Here is an 18,907-nt window from a genome sequence, read left to right as displayed (position 1 = left end):
CGTGGAACGAGCTTCCCATCCGCCCGTTAAATCTCACTGCCAAGGTCGACTGAATTCTCCCGCGTGGATTTACGGAATCCTGGATTCCCGGCCGTTTCCCGCGCCACTACGGTTGCCATACGCCGCTGAACCGGGCGCCGGAGATGCCGCCCGGTCCGGCGGTGGCCTACAGGCCGCTGACCGACGAAAGGCGGATGTGCCGTGTCACGACAGCTGGGGCGCCTGCGAGCCGTCGAGCAGGAGCGAGACCGATTGGCGGTGCTGCTCGAGCGGCGACTGGCCGCCGTCGACACCGCGGCGGAAGCCCAGCGCGACCTCGCGGCAGCCCGAGGCCAGATCGTCGACCTCAGCCACGAGACTGAGCGCCTTCGTCAGCAGCTTGCGAAGGCACGCCACGAGCGTCGGCGCCTCGAGGGCCTGCTCTCGCGCACCCAGACGGCCGCGCGAGGCTACGCCGAGCACCTGGACGCCGCCGAACGCCGCCGAATTGGCAGTTCGTGGCCACGAGTGCTCGCGACGCTCGCTGGGCGGCGCGATGCGCCCGATCCCATCCACGAATCCCAGCCCGAGGCGACGACATGACCACGGGCCAGAACCGCTATCTGGTGGGCGCCTATCTCCGACCGAAGCGGTCCTGGGTGCTGCCACTGTGGGACGACCTGGAGGGCGCTCCGCAGCTGGACCTGGCGTTCCACGGGCTAGGGCCCGATGAACTGGTTGTGATCCGAACCGTCGCCAGCCCCATCAAGGATAGGACCCATCAGTGGGGATGGGCTGCGGTCCAGTCCCTGCGCGCCGGCCGTTGGCCGGGACAAGGTCAGGTGCTGCGAGACCTCAGCCGCGGCGCTGGCGGGGCCTTGCGCGAAATGCTCGCGTTCTTGCTTTCCGGCGATTCGCATACGCCGACGGAGCGAGGCGCCACGCGCGAACAGTTGGCCGGGGCCGGCGCGGCCGAGGCGAAGGTTAGGGATCGCCTGATCGATCTCGAGGTGCACATCGTCGTTGGGGCACCGGACCGGCGGAGTGCCCACGCCCGCCTCAAGCTGGTCCGCGCGGTCTTCGAGGAGTGCGCCGGCCCGTTCAACAGACTGGTAGCGCGGCGCCCGTGGCGTCGCCGCGCGCACCTCCGCGCCGTCGCGGAGCAACAGGTCTGGCAAGGCGCCAGATTCACCGCCAGCGTTGAAGAAGCCGTCGCCCTGACCGGCCGGCCTCGGGGCGACCTCGTCGGGTTTCGCGGCCGGCGCGTGTGGATCCGCAACAGCCCCCGCCGGGGTCAGGTGCCGGTCGACACCGACCTGTTCGTCGGACAAACGCCCGATGGCTGACCGCCACGCCGGCGCGACGTATGGATTGAAGCCTGCCGACGCACTGAAGCATCTGTTCGTGGTCGGCCCCACCGGCGTGGGCAAGAGCACGTTCCTATTCTGGTTCGCCCTGTCGGCCATCCGGCGAGGCCACGGCGTCCTGCTGTTGGATCCCAAGGGCGACCTGGCGCGGTCGCTCCTGGGCGCCGTTCCCGCCGGCCGTGAGGCGGACGTGGTGGCGCTCGACTTTGCAGACACCGACTGGCCAGTGGGCCTGAACCCCCTCGACGTGCGCGACGCGGATGAGGGAGACCGCGTGGCCATGGCCGTCTACTCGCTGCTGCGCGAGCTGGTGCGCGGCGAGGACTTTCTCTGGGGCACCTCCATGTCGCAGGCATTCGCCTACGGCTTCCGCACCCTGGCCGCCAATCCGCAGATCAAGCCGACCATGCTCGACCTAGAGCGGCTGTTCATCGACCGCGAATGGCGCGAGAGCCTGATGCCCAACGTCAGCGACCCGTTCCTGCGCTCCTACTGGCGGAATCAGGTCGATCGCATCTCGGTCCGCCAATTCGAGATGACGTTCGGCGGCGCGCTGCGGCGGATGGCCATGCTGGTGCAAGACCCGCGGGTGCGCAACATCCTGGTGCAACCGCGCTCGGCGGTGCGCTGGGACGGGGTGCTACAGCGGGGCGAGATCGTGCTGGTCAATCTGGACCAGGCGGACACCGCGTTGGGCGCCGCCGGGTCGCGCCTGCTGGGCAGCATCCTGGTGACGCACTTTTGGCAGGCGGTGCTACGGCGGCCGGCCGGTGATCGGGCGCCCTACTTCGCGATCATCGACGAGTTCCAGGAGTTCCTGGACACCGGACGCGACATGGGCGCCTTCTTCGAGCGCTCCCGCAGCTATGGCGTGGGGCTGGCGGTGGCCACGCAGAACCCCGGGCAGCCCCGGCTGGCCGGCATCATCAGCAGCGTACTGCTCAACACCCGCACGCACGTGGTGTTCGGCGGCCTGCGGGAGCAGACGCGGCACTTCGCCATGGAGATGGCACCGGCCTTGACCCCGGCGGAGCTGGACGACCTGCCGGCCTATCACATGGCGGTGAAGACGCTGGTCGACAACCGGCCGGCCCGACCCTTCGAGGCCACAGTGCCGCCGATCCCGCCGGGCGACCCGGGACGAGCGACGCGCATTCGCGAACAGGCCCGTGCGACCTTCGGGCAACGGCGGACGGATCTGGACGAGCTCGTGGCCGCGCGCTACGGCTCGCTGACCAAGACCGAGGCAGAGCCTAGAGAATCCACCGCCGACCTGTCCGAGGGTGCCCCGGCAACGAACGATGGATCCGACGACTCGCCGGACGAGTCGCCCGGTCTGGCCGATCTGGCTGCGCGGCCAAGCGGCGGCGTGCCCGGCAATCCGAGGAACCAGGCGTGACTGCTCCGCGAGCCGCGGCGACACGGCCGTTCCGGCATCGCCCGCTACATCGCCGGCTACATCGGCTCGCCGCCCGACACCGTCGTGTCGTGAACACGACATTCCGAAGCATATCGAATCAAGGGAACTACCGGTCGTTGACTAATGTTCTGACAAAACCCCCACCGTCGCCTCGCGTAACTATCATCCTGATTCCGCAGGTCTCCCCATGATCTGGGCCCGCCGCCAGGTCCAGGTCCTGCGCCTGCTGCGGGCCCACCGCTACATGGACGCTGCGCAAGTGCATCAGGTGTTCTATCACCCGGTCAGCCGGCGAGCCTGTCAGCGCTGCTTGACGACGCTCCACCAGCAGGGCCTCGTGGTGCGGGCCCGGTCGGCCTGCGGCGGCGTGGGCGGTGGCAGCGGCGGCTACGTGTACGGCCTGTCGGCCAAGGGTGCCGACGCCCTGGAGCACATCGACGACGCGCCGCGCGCCCAGATCCCATACGTCCGCGATCCCGAGACCTTCACGCCACAGCGGACGCGGCACCAGCTGTCGGTGAACCGTTGCTTCATCGCTCTCTGGCAGGTTCTGGAGTCCACCGAAGACCATCAACTCGTGCGCTGGAACTCCGATCCACACCTGCGGATGCGGTACCGGGCGAGCGGACGGTGGCAGGTGATCAACCCCGACGGCCTCGCCCAGGTACGCAACCCGGCCGGCGACCACTGGCTCTTCTTCGAGATTGACCGCGGCACGGAGGAGCTCCGCCGCTATGCACAGAAAGTGCGGCGGTACGCGGGCTTCTGGCAATCGGGCGCGTGGCGCTCGGAATTCCCGGTCTTTCCCGAACTTCGCATCACCACGAACCGCCGCTCGCGCGTGGTCAGCCTTCGCCAGGCCGTCGAGGCCGCCCTGGTCCAGTTGGCGGACGCCCGCGGTGGGGACATGAATCACGTGCTGCGGATTGCGGTGGCCTGGGAGCCAGCGTTCCTGGCCAACCCGCTGGGCCCGGTATGGGAGGCCGCGTTTGCCAACAGTGACCACCGACAGACTGTATTGCGCACGGCGCGACCGCCGTGCGCCGAATTAGAGGAGGGCAGCCCGACATGAATCACTGAGGCGCCGGCGGGGACAAGGTGTGGTTGCCGACCCCGCCGGCGCCGGATCCGACCCGCGAGGACCGGCCGCGAAGCTCGCGGCCTTGGTCTTCGCCGACCTCTGTCCATCGTACGACTGCGAGGAACGCCAATGCTTGTGCAGATCAAAGGCCGGCTGGTGGCCGGTCTCCGGGCCATCGTCACCGACGAGCGCGGCAACGCCACCGAATACATCGTGATCGCCGGGATCGGCGTGGCCATCTTCGGCGCGGCGATCGTGGCCTGGAACAACGGTCTATCGACCTATCTCGAGGGCGTCCTGACGGAACTGACCGGGCTTTAGGAAGTGCGCCGGTCACAGTGGTGGATTCGGTGCCGCCGAGCCGCGCCGGGTACCGAGCACGGAGCGGTGGGCGCCGAGGCGGTCCTGGCGATGCTCGTCGTCGTGCCCGTTCTGCTGGCCGTCATTGCCTTCGCCCAGCTGCTGGGCGCCTGGCAGGCCCAGAACCACGTGGCGGCGGCGGCGGCCCGCCAGGCAGCGCAGGAGGGCGGCGATAGCGCTGCTCTTCGCGCCCGGGTGGCGGCAGACCTGGCCGCCGCCGGGCTGGAGGCCGGCGACGCGCAACTCACGATCCATCCCGCCACCGTGGACTGGCGCGAGCCGGTGACGGTCGAGATGCAAAGCACGCAGCGCGTTCGCATCCCCTTCCTGCTGGAACTCGAAGTGCCGCTCCGCTCGCACTTCACCACCCGGGGCGAGGTGAACCGGTGACTCGGTGGTCGCGTTCCGCCCTTGCCGACGAGTCCGGCGGCGTCTCGGGCATGACGCTGGCGTTGCTCAGCCTGACCCTGCTGGTGGCGGCGCTCGTGGTCGACATCGGCGCGATCAGGGTCCAGCGGTTGCGGTTCGTCGATGCCCTGGAACAGGCCGCCGTTGTGGCCGCCGGGCACATCGACGCCGGCCATCTGGCGGCTACGGGCAAGGTGCGACTGGCGGATACGGCAGCTGGCGTCGCCCGCGAATACCTGCGGCTCAACCTACAACCGCTGGACCGGCAGATCGCGGGAACCACAGCCACCGCAGTGGCCGGGGCCGCCGAAATCGCCGTGACCAATCCAGGCGGAATTGATCCGATCCGCAACCGCACCGCCGCCGCCCCCACCGTGTCCATCCGCGCCGAGGTCCCGGTGCGCACCGGACTCCTGCGGCTGGCGGGCCTCTCCAATACCCAGGCGCTGCGGGTAGCCGCCAGCGCCATGACTAGGAGCTGATGCCATGCGAAGTCCGCGATATCGGTCGATCACTGGTCGCTCGGTCCGGTTGCCGTTGCTGCTGGTGGCCTCGATGACCGTCATGACAGTAGGGATGAGTACGTTGACCGGCTGGATGCTTGGTTCCGCTAGTGGGTCGGCATCCGACCAAGTCGCGCCACCGGTGACGGCTATGGTCGCGCCCGCCGGCCACGAGGCACCAGCCCCGTCCGCGGGGATCGCCGTCACCGCCCTGACCATCGCCGCGGGCGTGGACGAGCCGGTCACGCTGGCCGTCGGCGAGCGGATCGGACTCAAGGTCGTTGCAGCCCTAGCGGATGGCACGTCCCGCGAGGACGCCCCGGTGCGTTGGTCTGCGACTGACGACGAGGTGCTGTCAGTCGAACCGACCGGCGTGGTCACCGGGCGGACGCCGGGCCAGTCACGGGTGCATGCGGTCCTGCCGCCATTCGATGCGTCCATTGCCGTCGTGGTCGGTGACGCGGACCCCGTCGCGCCCACCAGGGCCGTCGTACAGCCGGATCCGGACGAACTGGTCCGCCAGGAGCAGCGGCTGCTCGACTGGGTGACATGGATCCGCGAGCAGCTGGGTCGGCCAGCGGTCGCGGTCGACGACGCGCGGCGCGGCGCCGTGCGGACCCTGATCGCGCATGCCCTGGGCCAGGGCGGGATGGACCAGGTCCGGCCGCAGGCCCGTCAGCTCCGCGCGGTGGAGGACGGTGGGTGGTCCGTCCGGCTCTGGCCCGTGGGCCCGCCGGCCGCCTGGCTCGGGACCGAGTTCGACGACGTGTCGACGCTGATGGGCGACGAGGCGCGATCCCTCTTGACCGATCCGAGCGTGACGCAGATCGCCGTGGGTCTGGTGTTCGATGGGCGCGCGTCCGACCAGCTCTGGGCGGGGGTTGCGGTCAACCGAAGGGCGTCCTAGACGATGCCGCGCGCGACCTCGTGTCTGGTGGCGGTCCTCGGCCTGGTTCTGGCAGTCGGACTCGCCGCCGAGGCGCGAGCGGACCATGGCTACTGGGAAACCGAATCCGTCTGGATAGAGCCGTTTGTCGAAACCCGGACGGTCTGGGTGCCGGGCCGGTGGGAAGACCACACCGTCTGGGTACCGGGCCAATACGAGACCCGCACCAACATTGTTTCGGAACTCGTATGGGAATCCCACATGGTGTGGGTGGACTCCGGCTACTGGGACGAGCGCAGGCGCTGGGTGGAGAGCGGCCATTGGGTGGAGCTCTGGGACGACGACGCCACGCAGCCCTACACGGTCTGGGTCGATACGTCGCACTGGGAGAGCTATGAGGTCTGGGTCGACACCTCGCGCTGGGAGGATCACGGTCGCTGGGTCAAGGTGCAACGCGAAGAGGTCGTCACGGTCTGGGTGCCGGGCTACTGGACGACCGAGCGTCGCTGGATCGACGGCTACCACGTGACGGAAGAGGTCGTCACGGTGCCCGGGCACTACGAGACGCGGCGCCGCTGGGTGGCGCTCCCGCATCCGACGCCCACACCCAGGCCCACGGCTACGCCACGCCCGGCCGCATCCCCCACGCCGACCTCCTCGCCGACGCCGGTGCCACCAGGCAGCGGGACCTGCACCATCCCGTCCGGCATCTACAAGGTGACCGACTACTACGCGGGCACGCAGGAAACTGAGACGGAGGACGGCATTCTCTATGAGACGGTCACCGACGACCGGCCCAACGATCTCTACGCCGTCGATCTGGGCAGCTACGCCAAGGGCGCAAGCAGCCCCTACGACGGTGCCGCCTTCAACGGCCGCAATCGTGACGCGAACGGCGAACTCCTGGCCGGCACCTACTACCAGAATTACCGCAAGCGGGACGGCTGCTTTGTCCCGACGAGCATCGTGTTCTTCCAGGACGATCGGGTCCAATTCACCACGGGCGTGACGACCTCTCCAACGCCGACGGCGACCGTCAGCCTGACGCCGACAGTGACGGTGACGCCGACTCCGACGGTGACTTCGACGCCGACGGTCGTGCTAACGGATCCGACGCCGACGAACCCACCGGGCCCAAGACCGCCCGGTGATCCAGGACCGGATCCTACGCCGACCAACCGGCCGGGGCCGAAACCACAGCCGTCCAGTGGTCCGGATCAGCCGACGCCGATGCCGGAAACTCCACAGCCGCCGCGTGTGTCGCCGACGCCGTCCAATACTCCTCGGCCTCCGGCGCCAACGCCGAGGCCGGCCTACGACCCGCCCGTCGGCGCCCTTCGCGTGGCGCCTGTGGTGGCGGGATCGGCGCTGACCGGCAACGTCCAGGGCTTCTCGGCCATCGAGGTGCTGCGCGGTGCGCCGATCGATCTCTGGGTCCGCGCGAACGTCGAGCCGCCGGCCACGGATCCCGCGGCGACCGTGGCGCTCACTCAATGGACTCTCGTTCGCGGGGCGAATGACCGGCCCGGCGGGACGCAGCCCGGCGCCAGCGGGGGACCCGATGAGCCCCTCCGGCTGCAATGGAACGACGTGACGCCGGTCGTTGATGGCCAACTCCGGCCGTACGAGTTGCACCTGCGGACGCGCATCCGGGTGACCTACGGCGACGGCACGACACGAGACTTCGATCTCGAGGGATCGATTGCGGTGACTGTGCGCTACCAGGGCGCCACGACGTGGGAGGACGACCGATGAAACGGCACTGGCTGTTGGCCGTCGGACTGCTTCTGGGTCTCGCCGCCGGCGTGCTGGTCTATCAGAGCATGCAAATGGCGCCGGTGGTCACGGCAGCACGGCCATTGGATGTCGGTGATCGGCTCTCGCCGGGTGACCTTTCCGTGCGGGAGGTCAATCCGGCGGCCCGTCCGGCCGGCGTGCTCACCTCCCTCGACGCGGCCGTGGGCGCCTTTGCCACCGGCCCGATTCCGGCCGGGCAGTACATCGTGTCTGGACAGCTCGCGGACTCGCGCCGCGCCGCGTTGCTGGCGCATGCCGCGTCGATCCCACCAGGTCACGCCCTGATCGCGATCCCGGTCGATGCCACGCAAGCGTTGGGCGGTGTGGTGCCGCCCTCCCAAGTCGTCGATGTTCTGGTGGCAAGCCCCGATCCCGCCGCCGACCGGACGCTGTCCGGATCGGTGCCGCAGCAGGTGGAGGTGCTCGGTCGCGGCGTGCTACTGGTGGAGCTGCGCAGCGACCGCGGCGAGGTCCTGCAGGGCCCTGCGGACGACGACAGCTTGGCCCGCCGAGCCTCCGTCCGGATCGGCGCTGCCGTGCTGGCGGTGCCCGCGGCGGACGTGCCGCGGTACGTGGCGCGGATTCCCACTGGCACCTTCGTGCTCAGTCAGCGTCTTGACGTGTCTACCAGCAGCGCTTCCGTTGGCCAGCATCAGACCGTGCAGGGCAGGCCATGAGTGCAGCGGTTGCTGCGACGACCGACCGCCCCCAGCCCCCTAGGCCAACGGTCGGAACACTCAGGGACGAAGCGTTCCTGGCTCAAGTGCGCGAGCGGCTGGTACAGACACTCGACCCCCAGGTACTGGACCCGTTCAGTCCCGTGCCCGACCGGACCGACCGCATCTGCACGGTTGTCCATGCGCATCTCGCCGAGGCATTTCCGCGCGCGATTCCGGATCCGAACTTGGTTCAGGGCCTGTGCGACGAGCTTGCTGGGCTGGGACCGTTGCAACTGCTGATGACGGACCCCGACGTCACCGACGTGCTGGTCAACGGCCCGGCAGAGGTGTGGGTGGAGCGCCGGGGGCGGCTGGAGCCGACGTCGGTGCGGTTTCGAAATGCCCAGCACTTGTCGGCGCTGATGGAGAAGATCGCGGCGCTGGTGGGGCGGCACCTGTCGCTGGAGAGCCCTTGCGTGGATGCCCGCATGGCCGACGGCAGCCGGGCCAATCTGGTGATCGCGCCGGTGGGCGGACCCTGCCTCTCCATTCGCAAGCACCGGCGCGTGCGGCTGGCGCTTCGGTCGGAGCGACGCGAAGCCTCAGGTCGTATCGGAAGCGAAGAGGCCCCTGAGGACTGGGTCACCGCGGGCGGGTTAAGTGAAGCGATGGCGGCGTTTCTGGCCACCGCCGTTCGCGCCCGCTTAAACGTGCTTGTGGCCGGTGCCACGGGGGCGGGCAAGACGACGCTGCTGGCCAGCCTCCTTGCGGCGGTGCCTCCGACCGAACGCGTGGTGATCATCGAGGACACTACCGAGCTGGCGGAGCCCCACCAGGGCCACACGGTCCGCCTGCAGTGCGTCCATGGTCAGCGGGCCGTCGACTATCAGGACCGCACGGTGTCGGTCGCCGACCTACTGGCGAACGCACTGCGCATGCGGCCCGATCGACTGGTGGTGGGCGAGATTCGTAGCCCCCGCGAGGCCTATGTGTGTCTGGAGGCACTGAACACCGGCCACGCCGGGTCGGGGACGACCATTCATGCGAATGGGGCGGCCGACGCCCTGGGACGACTCGAGACGCTGGTGCGCCGCGAGTACCGCGATTTCGCGGCGCGAGAGCTGCGCGAGCCCATTGCGCGCGCGTTCGATCTGGTGATCTATGTGGGACGGCTCGCCGATGGCCGTCGCACGGTGCTCGAAGTCATGGAGCTGGCGGGCATGGCGACAGACGGGACCTATGACCTGCGGCCGGTATTCAGCGCGGAGCGCGTGGCAGGCGACGTTGTGGGCTTTCAGGCCAGTGACGGGTATGAGCCGGGCCCCAAGGTCCAGGGCAAGCTGCGGCTTCAGGGCGTGCTGCTGTGAATCTCGCCGTCGTCGCCGCCGGATTTGCTGCGGCCGGCGTCGTCGTTTTCGCGCTGGCGTTGATGCCGGTCCGCCAGCCCTCCGACTCACCCATGCACGGCTGGGTCCAGCGTCGCCTCGGCCGCCTTGCCGACCAGCTGCATGAGGGTGGAGTGGCGATGACGCCGCCGATCTTCCTGGTCATCAACGGTGGAGTGCTCGTCGTCGGTGCGGTCATCGGCGGACTGGTCGCTCCGCCGCTCGTGCCGGTGGGTGCAATTGTCGGGGCGATCGCTCCTTGGGTGGTACTCCGTACTGCCGTGGTGCGGGCACGGGCGCGCGCCGATCGTGAGGCGCTCGTCCTGCTGCGATTGCTGGGCGCCCACCTGCGAGCGGGAGCCACCTACATGGAAGCGCTGCGGGCCGCCGCCGAGGGCGTGGCGACGCCGCAGGTGCGAGACGATCTGGCGTGGGTCGCCAATCGGTTCAGGTTGGACCGCCCACTCCATGGATCGTTGGCTGCGGTCGCTGCGCGGACGCCGGGCCGCCACCTGCGCCTGGCCTATCGCGTGCTGGCACGGGCCATCGAGCACGGCGTGGCGGGGCGACGCGCGGTCACAGCGCTGGAAGGGCTCGAGGCCACCGTTGCGGCCAACCTCCGCGCGCACGAGGACCTGCGGGCCAAGACTCGCGGCCTGCGGATTCAGATTGTCGTGGTTGCCGTGGCGATCCCGGTCATTCATCTGTATCTGCGGGGGACGAACCCGGAGTCGTTCACCGTCATGGACGAGCCCTTGGGGCAGTTTGTGCTGCTCCCCGGAGCCGTGATGTGTGAACTTCTCGGGCTGTACCTGTGGCGCCGCTTCACTCGAGCGCAAGCATGAGCGGCCCAGCAGTGATTACCGCGATGGCGGCTGCAGGTGCCGTGAGCATTCTGGTATCCGTCGCGCTCAGCTGGGTCGCCGACTTGTTCGGTGGAGCCCGCCAGCGCCGGGTGATTCGTTTGACGGAGTCCGACTCGCAGGCCGTGAACCGGTCACCCGCGGGTATGGCCGGCAACATCGGCGCGATGCTCGACGTTGTCGGTCGGCGAATCGGTCGCTATCAGCGCCTGGTGAGCGCGCAGGACCTCCGTGACGCAGGCATTGAGTCGGCGTGGGTGACGCCGCGGACCGTGGTAGCCATGAAGCTGTTGTTTGGCGGGAGCGTGGGCGCGGCGCTATCCCTTCTGATCCCTTGGGTGCCGGCCATGATGGTGGGCGCGCCAATCGCGGGGCTCCTGGCCTTCGTGGCGCCCTCCATCGTGATCGACGCTCGCAAGGCCTCTCGTCGCAAGCGGATCCTGGCCGAGGTGCCGGACGTGATTGCCGAGTTGCGTGGACTGATCAGCACTGGGATGGGCGTCGAGCGTGCGCTGCACATGCTGGTGGAGGACGACGCGTCGGACGCGGCATCTACCGAGCTGGTCCGTGAGATCCGGCGGACGATGGCCGCTTACGGCCTCGGGGTACCGCTGACCGTGGCCCTCCAAGAGGCGTCCGACCGATTGGGATCACCCGAGTTCGAGGCTTTCGTGCTGGCGATCAAGCAGGCGCGCCGGCTAGGTGCGGAGCTCGAGGCCGTCCTGAATCAGCACGAAGTGGGACTGCGGGCCCAGCGGCAGAATGCTGTCGACGCGGCGGTGGCGTCGCAGGAGGCCAAGGCCCAACTCGTGATCGCTATTTCTTTCTTGCCCGCGTTCATGCTGCTCATCTTTGTTCCCATGCTCCTGAGCATCGCCAAGGGACTCTTTGGGTGAATCCGGGGCTCATCGGGCTTTCGGTCGCCCTCGGAGTCGCGCTGTTGGCCTCGATCACCGACATCCGTGAGCGGCGAATCCCGAATACGCTCATCGTCACCGGCCTGGTCGCGACCAGCGCGCTAGCGGTAGTCGGCGGTTGGTGGGTGGACGCACTCGCGGGCAGTGGCCTGGGAATGGTGCTGCTTGCGCTTCCGCGGCTGGTTGCGCGCGACGCCGTTGGGCTCGGAGATATCAAGCTCGCGGGCGTTCTGGGAATTGGTACCGGGATGGTGGTCATAGTGGTCGCTATTGGTATTGCAGTCGTCGCAGCCATGCCGGTGTTCCTGTGGTGTAGGCCAAAAGCGGGGTGCCACAGAGTGCTGCCATTTGCTCCCTTTCTCGCCACCGGTGTCGCCGGGCATATGGCAATGCGCCTCGCTGTGGGTGGTGGCTAGTACTAAGCCCCGAGGCCACTAGCCCTTCAAGTCTGGGGCCTGGGTCGGTCGGCGCGGCTCCGCCCGAATAACAGGTTCGGCGGCCGGGACGACCGGAAAAGCTCTTGGCGGAGGCCCCTAGCCCTGAAGGCGACAGGCAGGTCACGGGCGGGCACACCGAGCGCCCACTGCGCCCACGGTCGCTTGACCGCGGGCGGGAGGAGGCCCTCCGATGTTGGGCATGACCAACGTTCACGAACTGCCGCTGCACACGGCCGTCGACCACTACCTGGTGGCGCTGCGCGTCGAAGGCGCAGCCCCGACGACCATCGAGACCTATCGCTCGGTCCTGGCGTCGTACCTGCGCTGGGCGACCACCGGTGCGGCGCCCACCTTGGCCGACTTCACCCTGCTCCAAGTCCGCGCCTATGTGGCGCACCTGATGGGCGAGCACGTGCGCTTCGCCCACCATCACAACGTCCGCGCCGGCGGACGGCTGAGCGACTACACCATCAACCTGCACGGCCGCGTGCTGCGGACCTTCGCCGCTTGGCTCGACCGGGAGGAGTACACCGAGGAGCACGTGCTGGCGCGGTTTAGCCCCCTGCGCCCCAAGACCAAGCCCATCGAGCCCCTGACCCCGGAGGAGTTCAAAGGGCTGGTGGCCGCGTTGACGGGACCGGCCAGTTTGCGGGCGCGCGGACGGGCGATGCTCTATCTGCTCTTCGACACCGGCATCCGGGCGTCGGAGCTGGCCGACATTCGGCTGGGCGACCTGGATCTCGAGGCGGGGATCCTGCGGGTGCGCGGCAAGCGCAGCCAGCGCCAGCGGAGCGACGAATAGGTGGGGTCTGGGTAGCGCCAGCGTCGATATGGCGATCCCGGACTATGCAACTTCATGCCACTTCTATTTCGAGACTACAGTGGTCGCTTGGCCCCCACTGCTCAGGCTCGTTCAAGGCGCGTACGCGCACGGATTCGGCTAGCTCCCGCGACGCGAAGACGTAGTCCAGCTGACGCGTGGCAGTCGCCGGCGTCTGACGATTTGAGTGAAATGTGGGCACGTTCTTGCTGCCCTTGGGCAACTCATCTGGCCATGGGTCGGCCTGCCGGCCATGCGGCACCTGTGGTCCGACCAGTGACACGCCCAACGCGTCCATCCGCGTGAACACCGTTTGGTAGCGGGCCTTCCAGTAAGCCCACCCACGGGGGTGATAACCGTGGAAACTGTTAAGGTCTCCCGCAGCGAGAACTCGGTGGTTGCGCTCATCGCCGATGAATCCGGAAAGGTCGGAGATCACGCGGTGCGCTGCGGCGTCCGAGAAGATCCAGTCGCCGATTGAGGCGTGGGGTTTCTCCCACCAGGCGTACATCGAAACCACGATGAAAGGCTCGCCGCCGGGCGGCGTGACCGTGGCGGCGGTCAGCGTACCGGGCCAACTGACTGCGAATTCACCCCGCGCGGCCTCTGTCAGTGGCGCCGACTTAATCCAATCCACGCGGACCCGGTCCGATAGCCTGACTACCGCAGTGCGCCAGTCCCAGTCGCCTCCGGAGACATCCCAGGGCGCCGGGTCGATCTCGACCCGTGACGCGACCTCTGCAGGGGGCTCCGCAGCCTCTTGCAAGAGCGCCACGTCCGCGTCCATATCAAGCAGCCACCTCCAGGGCTCACTGCGGCGGGCGATGTTCCAGGAGACAATCTTGGTGCCCGTCTGCCGGCTCATCGACTAAAGCGACGCGAGCTCGGCAAGCACACTGGTGAGGCGTTTCTCAAGAGGCCCTATGTGCCGAGCGGCATCGCCATAGCGGATGGTCACTCCGCGGATCCCTTTCTTGGATACGATCACCGAGAAATCGTCGCTGGAGAACGCTTTGACCCAGCGCCTGAGGATTGCCCTTAGCCGCTCATCGAGCTCCGGGTGGTAATCGGAGATTCCTTCGCCAAAGGTAATGTCTTGAAGCCCCATCCACCCCGAGACATCGGGTGGGAACAGCCATGCCACGGAAACCGACTGCGTCCAGGCCGGGCAGTGACCCCGGATGCTCACGCCGCTCGGCCCCCACGCCAGCACGGCGCCAGCTGTCACGGCTGCTCCAAAGAGTCGGCTCACAGCATCGCGTTCGGCCAAATCAGAAAACCGCTGCAGAAACTCCTCTCGAGTCAAGTTTGCGCGGCGTCCGCTGGCGACGCGCGCAGCCGTCCTGCCCAGGACCCGCGGCACGAGCGTACGGGCCGACTGGCTGCGAAACTGCTTGACTTCGATCGCGAGCACCTCGATGTCGCGTAGTTGCTCATTGAGTAACTCCACGACCCGTGCCAGCGGATCAGGAATATCGTCGGCAACGAAAATCAACCGAAGCTTCTTGGCTCTGAGATTGGTCACTAATCGCTGCCAGAAGCCCTCGACATCCGGCTCGCCGTCCGCCTGCAGCAGCTTCGCAAGCTCGTCGTGATGGTCGAGATCCAACGTGTGGCTGGTCTTCTCAAAACACTGACGCAGCTCATCTCCAGTCCAACTTTGCGAGGCGTGCGCGGCGTACTCCAGCATCTGCCCGACGACGGTCCGGCGGAGCTCGGGGCTTGATCCTCGCTTGACTTCGACTAGCGTCGGCACGGCCTCCTGGTCGACTATCAGGAGATCAAGCGCCCAGCGAGCGCCAGCGTCGGAGGTTTCAGCGATACCCTTTTCGCGCGTGATGACAATCCAGCGGCGGGGGTCGCCCGGGGTGATCCGCTCTCCGTCGAGCAACTCGGGATGCTCGGCGATCAACTTCTGCAGCTCGTCCTCGGTCGCAAAGGCCTTCTCGTTGAGCGCATCCAGCCCGCCTGCCGGGCCTTCAATGTAGATTCGCTCCGCCACGCTGCACCTCCCGCTGAGTGCGCCATGTCGCAACTGTAAGTCATACACGCTTGGCGGAAGAATCTACCTGTGGCCGGCTGCTGAACCGCGTTGGGGCATTCTGGTAAGTGCCTGAGTCCATAGATCAAACCACTGACACGCCAAGCAGTTAGGCGAACTGTGCTCAGCAAGTCTCCAGTATGAAGGCAGGGATCAATCGCAACTTTGCCGGCGCGCTCGGTGGTGGTGGCCAATCGGAGGGAGTTGGTGGCTTTTTCGGCCTACGACCGCGGCAATCTGCGGGCGAGCATATGTTTCGGAAGGCGACGGGCTGAGTGGCCCCCGATTCAGCAGGAGCCAGCCGGTTCCTGTCGCCCCGGTTGACGAAGACCAGACGCCACACATGGAGTGATAGGAGGGCATCACGCACATTTGGGCGAGAGAACGAATGCAAAACCTCAGGTCGGATCCCCGACGGCGAGTGCCGCTGTCGGGACACTTCGGGCAGACAGACGACGCGAATGCGGCGGATGCCTCTGCCGACCTGATCCACGAGTTTCATACGGTAGGGCAGTCCAAAGAGCAGCTGGGCTGGGGGAACGCTCATGCGGTCCAGACATTTCCTCCACCTCACCCGCCGTGAGGCAGACTCCCGCCTGCCACCCGACCGGTGCGACCAAATCACCCAACGGCAAACCGGCAAGTCGCGTGGGATGGGGCACCGTCGACCTTCGCAGACTTGAAGTGATCTGAGCTCCTCAGGCCGAATCCGGGCCGTATGGGCGTACGGATCAGGTTGGGTTACGAGGCGGCCTGCCAAGTCGATCCTGGCATGACGCGCCGCATGAATTCGTCAAACATCGGAACCGTAAAGGCGGTGTCGCCGTGACTGGGACTCCAAATCATGCCTTTGTTGATCAACTGGCTGCGCGTGGGAGCCAGCGAGGACACGTGCCGGTCCAGCACGTCGGCAATATCACCCGAACGATGCGGTCCCGCGCCGAGCTCCGCCATCGCCCGCATGTACCGTTTCTCCGAAGGCGTAAGCCTGTCGAACCTGACCAGGAAGAAACTCGCGTCCAGATCGGCAATGGCCAACTCGGAGGCGAGGTGCACGCTCGATGCGGCAACCGGCGAAGCCTCGGCGACATCCCACAGATGCTTCCCCCACTCCTGGAGGAAGTAGGGATAGCCGTGGGTTTGCGAAACGATCGCGTCGAGCGCGCGGTCTTGGATCTCCACGCTTTCGTCGCGCGCGGGTTTGGCGATGGCGCGTTTGGCGTCTTCCGGTGAAAGCGGCCCGATGTCGGGGAATTCGAAGAGCCGTTCGGCATACGACTTGGCCTTGCCCATGCGGCCGCGCACTTGCGGCAAGCCGGCCCCAATCATCGTGACGGGCAACTGCCGCTGCGACGTGCGGTGCAGGGCAGTAATCAACGCGGCAAGCTCATCCTCCGGCACATATTGGATCTCATCGATGAAGAGCGCCACGCAGCCGTCGGCCGCCTTGGCGGCATCGCCCACGGCCTCCAGCAAGTCCGGCAGATCGATCTCCAAATCCCCGTTGTCCGCCAATCCCGGTTCGGTTTCCAGCTCCCAGCTCACGGTGATGTCCTGATACTTGACCTTTAGGGCACCGACGAACCCGGCAAGTCCCCGCAGGGCGCGTTGGGCCAAGGCTTGCGCCGCCTCGCGGGTCGAGATCCGCAGCAACGCGGTTCGGAGCAACGGCGCCAGCATGGCTGGCAGCGAGCGGTCTTCGGGCGCCTCGACCCGCAGGGCGAAAATGCCTGCGCCCTCGGCCTCCTCGCGAATGCGGTCCAGCAGCACGGTCTTTCCCACGCCCCGCAACCCAACCATGATCTGGCTCTTGCTCGGGCGTCCGAACCTGGTGCGCTGCAGCGCGATATGCGCCGCCTGTAGCACCTCGTCGCGTCCGACCAATTCCGGCGGCGGCGTACCGGCGCCCGGCGCAAAGGGATTGCGAATCGGGTCCATAGCTCAGTTTATACTGAAATTAGGAGAGTTACAAGAAAACCCTAAGATCGATAATTTTGATATATATGCCCGGCTCGGGCCATGGCCTCTCCGGCGGCCCACGCCGTGCGCCCCAATTGTCATTCCGCACGAACGTGAGGAATCTGGAGCGTTCAACCTCGCGGTCGGGGTCGGGAATCGAGACTCGTCGCTGCGCTCGGAGTGACATGTTGGGTGGTTTGGGGGAGTGCGGCGGCCCGCGCTGTGTGCCGCGTGGGACCGGCAGTGGATGCGTCACCCAGACGGCGCGCCGCTTAGGCTACTGGCTATCCTAGCTGGTCAGCGATTTGGGCTATATCAGTGCGTGGGATCAGTGAGAGACCCATCAGCGTATAAATGTCGTTGCCAAGTCCCTGAAGTGTGATTCTTCCGGGAACAATGTTTGTAACACCTGCAAATCCGTCGCTTTCAGCGAAGTGAATATACTCTTTGGAATGAAGCTCTTGGAATTCATATAATATTTGATGCAATTCTTTTGCGAACCTATTCTGATCTCTATAGTTGACCATACGGAGCTCAAAGCTGTCCTTTATTGTCGCAAGCCCCAATATGCAGAATTGGCGGTAGGTTAATTGCTCAGCAATCTTTGAGATTTGGTGTGCCAAGTATGCATTGACTTTTGTATCGAATGCTATATTTGCCAGAAGATGTGCCATGTAAGGCAGCTTTTTCTCTTCAGGCTCCCGCTGGCTTCTTAGCAACACACTCTCGGCGACTTCTTCAGCATCCGATCGGTCTCCATTCCCGGGATCGAAGAACCCGTCGGTTCGAAGCGGCTCGCCCTGCTCATTTCGACTGTGAATCTCGGCAGCTGCGCTTGTGAGCACAAAGCCAACTCGTGCTTGCTCGCGTGGGCTCAGCAGGCGCTCGGTAACATCGGCACCGACTCTCCGGAGAACCATGGAAATCGCGGTGCTGCCCGCGCCGCCGATCGCAGCCCCGGCAGGCCCAGCTACGAGGAATCCAATTGCCGTTTCAGCCAAACTACCGGCGGTGCCTCCCAAAATCTCTGCGCCAACATGGATCAGTTGCCTTATGCGTTCGTCGGTGTCTGGCGTATGTCTCAAGTCGTTAGGCACGTGTAGTTGCCCTACACCGCCACGACGGTCTCGGTTTCCCCGGCTGCCAGGGCATTCATGTAGGCGAGGATGAGGTCTTTGGTGCGGTATTGGTCGTCGAATTGGCCTTTGTCTTCCTTGCGGACGATAGGGAAGGTGTCGAGGACGTAGGCGGCGTCGGCGCGGTCGAGGCCGTAGAGGTGGAGGTAGAGCGCGTCGAGCCGGGCGCGGAGGTGGCGGCGGTCTTCCTCGTCCCAGATGAACGGGTCGCCGCCGTAGCCGAGGTCGCGGGCGAAGGGCTCCATGTCGTGGGCGGTGTAGGTGAGCCGCAGCACGTGGTCCCGCACTAGGTCGGCGGCGGTGACGTCGCCGAAGCGGCGGTCGTAGGCGTCGGATGCGATGACGGGGAGTTGTTCGACGATGTACCAGTTGAGATGTGTGCCTTGAGCCTTCTGTCGGGCGACGAAGTCAAGGCAAACTGTGTTGAGGTTGGCCACCAGCAAAGTCAGCTGCGCTGCGTCGAGCGCCGACTTCTCGTCTAGCTGGGCAGAGGCTCCTTCAGAGCTGTCGACTAAGAGGGGAATCGTGTTGCCATAGCCGGCCCTCGGGACTATTGAAGCGATCACCGTTCGAACATCCGTCGGGCGAGCGATGTCTCGGAATCCGAGTGTGTAGCCTGTGGTTTCGGGGAGGTTTGACTCAACGTCCTTGCCAGGCACCCAGTACTGAGACTGCGGCAGGAAACCGGGGTCGGCATGCTGAGCTTCGCTGACCTCTTCGCTGAGGTATGGGTTGTGGGTGCTCTCAGGGTTGACCCTGACCGAGTTGGCTCGGTGGTCGAATTGGTGAATCATCCGGCCCTGGTAGAGCGGCAGATATAGCTCCGCCCCCCGCTTCCAGCGGTTGCCCTGGACCGGATAGCACCCCTCGTCCTCGAGCTGCGCCGCGG

20 protein-coding genes are annotated in these 18,907 nt (G+C 66.5%); 15 read left to right on the top strand and 5 right to left on the bottom strand.

The features are described 5' to 3' along the window. The first annotated feature begins 201 nt into the window (after window positions 1-201). The 15 genes from OXG79_04655 (at window position 202) to OXG79_04585 (ending at window position 12,864) form a co-directional block, all read left to right on the top strand. Window positions 202-582 (top strand): hypothetical protein, encoded by a 381-nt coding sequence (locus OXG79_04655; protein MCY3783058.1) that lies wholly within the window; start codon window positions 202-204, stop codon window positions 580-582. Further along, window positions 579-1,325 (top strand): hypothetical protein, encoded by a 747-nt coding sequence (locus OXG79_04650; protein MCY3783057.1) that lies wholly within the window; start codon window positions 579-581, stop codon window positions 1,323-1,325. The genes OXG79_04655 and OXG79_04650 overlap by 4 nt, the downstream gene beginning before the upstream one ends. Continuing rightward, window positions 1,318-2,745: a type IV secretion system DNA-binding domain-containing protein gene (locus OXG79_04645; GenBank protein MCY3783056.1), complete on the top strand. Its 1,428-nt coding sequence runs from the start codon at window positions 1,318-1,320 to the stop codon at window positions 2,743-2,745. The genes OXG79_04650 and OXG79_04645 overlap by 8 nt, the downstream gene beginning before the upstream one ends. 208 nt (window positions 2,746-2,953) lie before the next feature. Continuing rightward, the gene (locus OXG79_04640; GenBank protein MCY3783055.1) at window positions 2,954-3,838 is read left to right on the top strand and encodes a replication-relaxation family protein; all 885 of its coding nucleotides are present in this window, start codon (window positions 2,954-2,956) and stop codon (window positions 3,836-3,838) included. A gap of 138 nt (window positions 3,839-3,976) precedes the next feature. Next, window positions 3,977-4,168 carry a hypothetical protein gene (locus OXG79_04635; GenBank protein ID MCY3783054.1) on the top strand — a complete coding sequence of 64 codons (192 nt, stop codon included), beginning with the start codon at window positions 3,977-3,979 and terminating at the stop codon, window positions 4,166-4,168. A 66-nt stretch (window positions 4,169-4,234) separates the two neighbouring features. After that, the gene (locus tag OXG79_04630; GenBank protein MCY3783053.1) at window positions 4,235-4,597 is read left to right on the top strand and encodes a hypothetical protein; all 363 of its coding nucleotides are present in this window, start codon (window positions 4,235-4,237) and stop codon (window positions 4,595-4,597) included. Continuing rightward, window positions 4,594-5,097: a hypothetical protein gene (locus OXG79_04625; protein MCY3783052.1), complete on the top strand. Its 504-nt coding sequence runs from the start codon at window positions 4,594-4,596 to the stop codon at window positions 5,095-5,097. Before OXG79_04630 ends, OXG79_04625 begins: the two co-directional genes overlap by 4 nt. A 172-nt stretch (window positions 5,098-5,269) precedes the next feature. Continuing rightward, window positions 5,270-6,025 carry a hypothetical protein gene (locus OXG79_04620; protein ID MCY3783051.1) on the top strand — a complete coding sequence of 252 codons (756 nt, stop codon included), beginning with the start codon at window positions 5,270-5,272 and terminating at the stop codon, window positions 6,023-6,025. 3 nt (window positions 6,026-6,028) lie between these two features. Beyond that, window positions 6,029-7,759, top strand: a complete 1,731-nt coding sequence (locus OXG79_04615; protein ID MCY3783050.1) for a hypothetical protein — start codon at window positions 6,029-6,031, stop codon at window positions 7,757-7,759. After that, a complete protein-coding gene (gene cpaB, locus OXG79_04610; protein ID MCY3783049.1) occupies window positions 7,756-8,478 on the top strand; it encodes a Flp pilus assembly protein CpaB in 723 nt (240 codons plus the stop codon). Before OXG79_04615 ends, cpaB begins: the two co-directional genes overlap by 4 nt. Before the next feature lie 143 nt (window positions 8,479-8,621). Further along, window positions 8,622-9,827: an ATPase, T2SS/T4P/T4SS family gene (locus tag OXG79_04605; GenBank protein MCY3783048.1), complete on the top strand. Its 1,206-nt coding sequence runs from the start codon at window positions 8,622-8,624 to the stop codon at window positions 9,825-9,827. After that, entirely contained in the window at window positions 9,824-10,690 is an 867-nt protein-coding gene (locus OXG79_04600) for a type II secretion system F family protein (GenBank protein ID MCY3783047.1), read from the top strand. Before OXG79_04605 ends, OXG79_04600 begins: the two co-directional genes overlap by 4 nt. Then, window positions 10,687-11,604 (top strand): type II secretion system F family protein, encoded by a 918-nt coding sequence (locus OXG79_04595; protein ID MCY3783046.1) that lies wholly within the window; start codon window positions 10,687-10,689, stop codon window positions 11,602-11,604. The genes OXG79_04600 and OXG79_04595 overlap by 4 nt, the downstream gene beginning before the upstream one ends. After that, the gene (locus tag OXG79_04590) at window positions 11,601-12,041 is read left to right on the top strand and encodes an A24 family peptidase (protein MCY3783045.1); all 441 of its coding nucleotides are present in this window, start codon (window positions 11,601-11,603) and stop codon (window positions 12,039-12,041) included. Before OXG79_04595 ends, OXG79_04590 begins: the two co-directional genes overlap by 4 nt. Window positions 12,042-12,261: 220 nt before the next feature. Next, on the top strand, window positions 12,262-12,864 hold the full coding sequence (locus OXG79_04585) for a tyrosine-type recombinase/integrase (GenBank protein MCY3783044.1): 603 nt from the start codon (window positions 12,262-12,264) through the stop codon (window positions 12,862-12,864). Window positions 12,865-12,916: 52 nt separating this feature from the next. On the opposite strand, the gene OXG79_04580 is transcribed toward OXG79_04585, so the two are convergent. From OXG79_04580 to OXG79_04560, 5 genes are all read right to left on the bottom strand, one after another. Beyond that, window positions 12,917-13,747, bottom strand: a complete 831-nt coding sequence (locus OXG79_04580) for an endonuclease/exonuclease/phosphatase family protein (GenBank protein MCY3783043.1) — start codon at window positions 13,745-13,747, stop codon at window positions 12,917-12,919. Window positions 13,748-13,750: 3 nt separating this feature from the next. Beyond that, window positions 13,751-14,884: a hypothetical protein gene (locus tag OXG79_04575; protein ID MCY3783042.1), complete on the bottom strand. Its 1,134-nt coding sequence runs from the start codon at window positions 14,882-14,884 to the stop codon at window positions 13,751-13,753. A 780-nt stretch (window positions 14,885-15,664) separates the two neighbouring features. Then, window positions 15,665-16,861, bottom strand: a complete 1,197-nt coding sequence (locus OXG79_04570) for an ATP-binding protein (protein ID MCY3783041.1) — start codon at window positions 16,859-16,861, stop codon at window positions 15,665-15,667. A 305-nt stretch (window positions 16,862-17,166) separates the two neighbouring features. Then, window positions 17,167-17,979, bottom strand: a complete 813-nt coding sequence (locus OXG79_04565; protein MCY3783040.1) for a hypothetical protein — start codon at window positions 17,977-17,979, stop codon at window positions 17,167-17,169. An 11-nt stretch (window positions 17,980-17,990) separates the two neighbouring features. Further along, window positions 17,991-18,907 (bottom strand): restriction endonuclease (locus OXG79_04560; protein MCY3783039.1); only part of this gene is annotated, 917 nt, incomplete at its 5' end.

Source organism: Chloroflexota bacterium, assembly GCA_026706485.1.
GTDB lineage: Bacteria > Chloroflexota > UBA11872 > UBA11872 > UBA11872 > JAJECS01.
The sequence above is the reverse complement of the archived record's forward strand: the minus strand, read 5'-3'. Positions and strand labels throughout refer to the sequence as shown.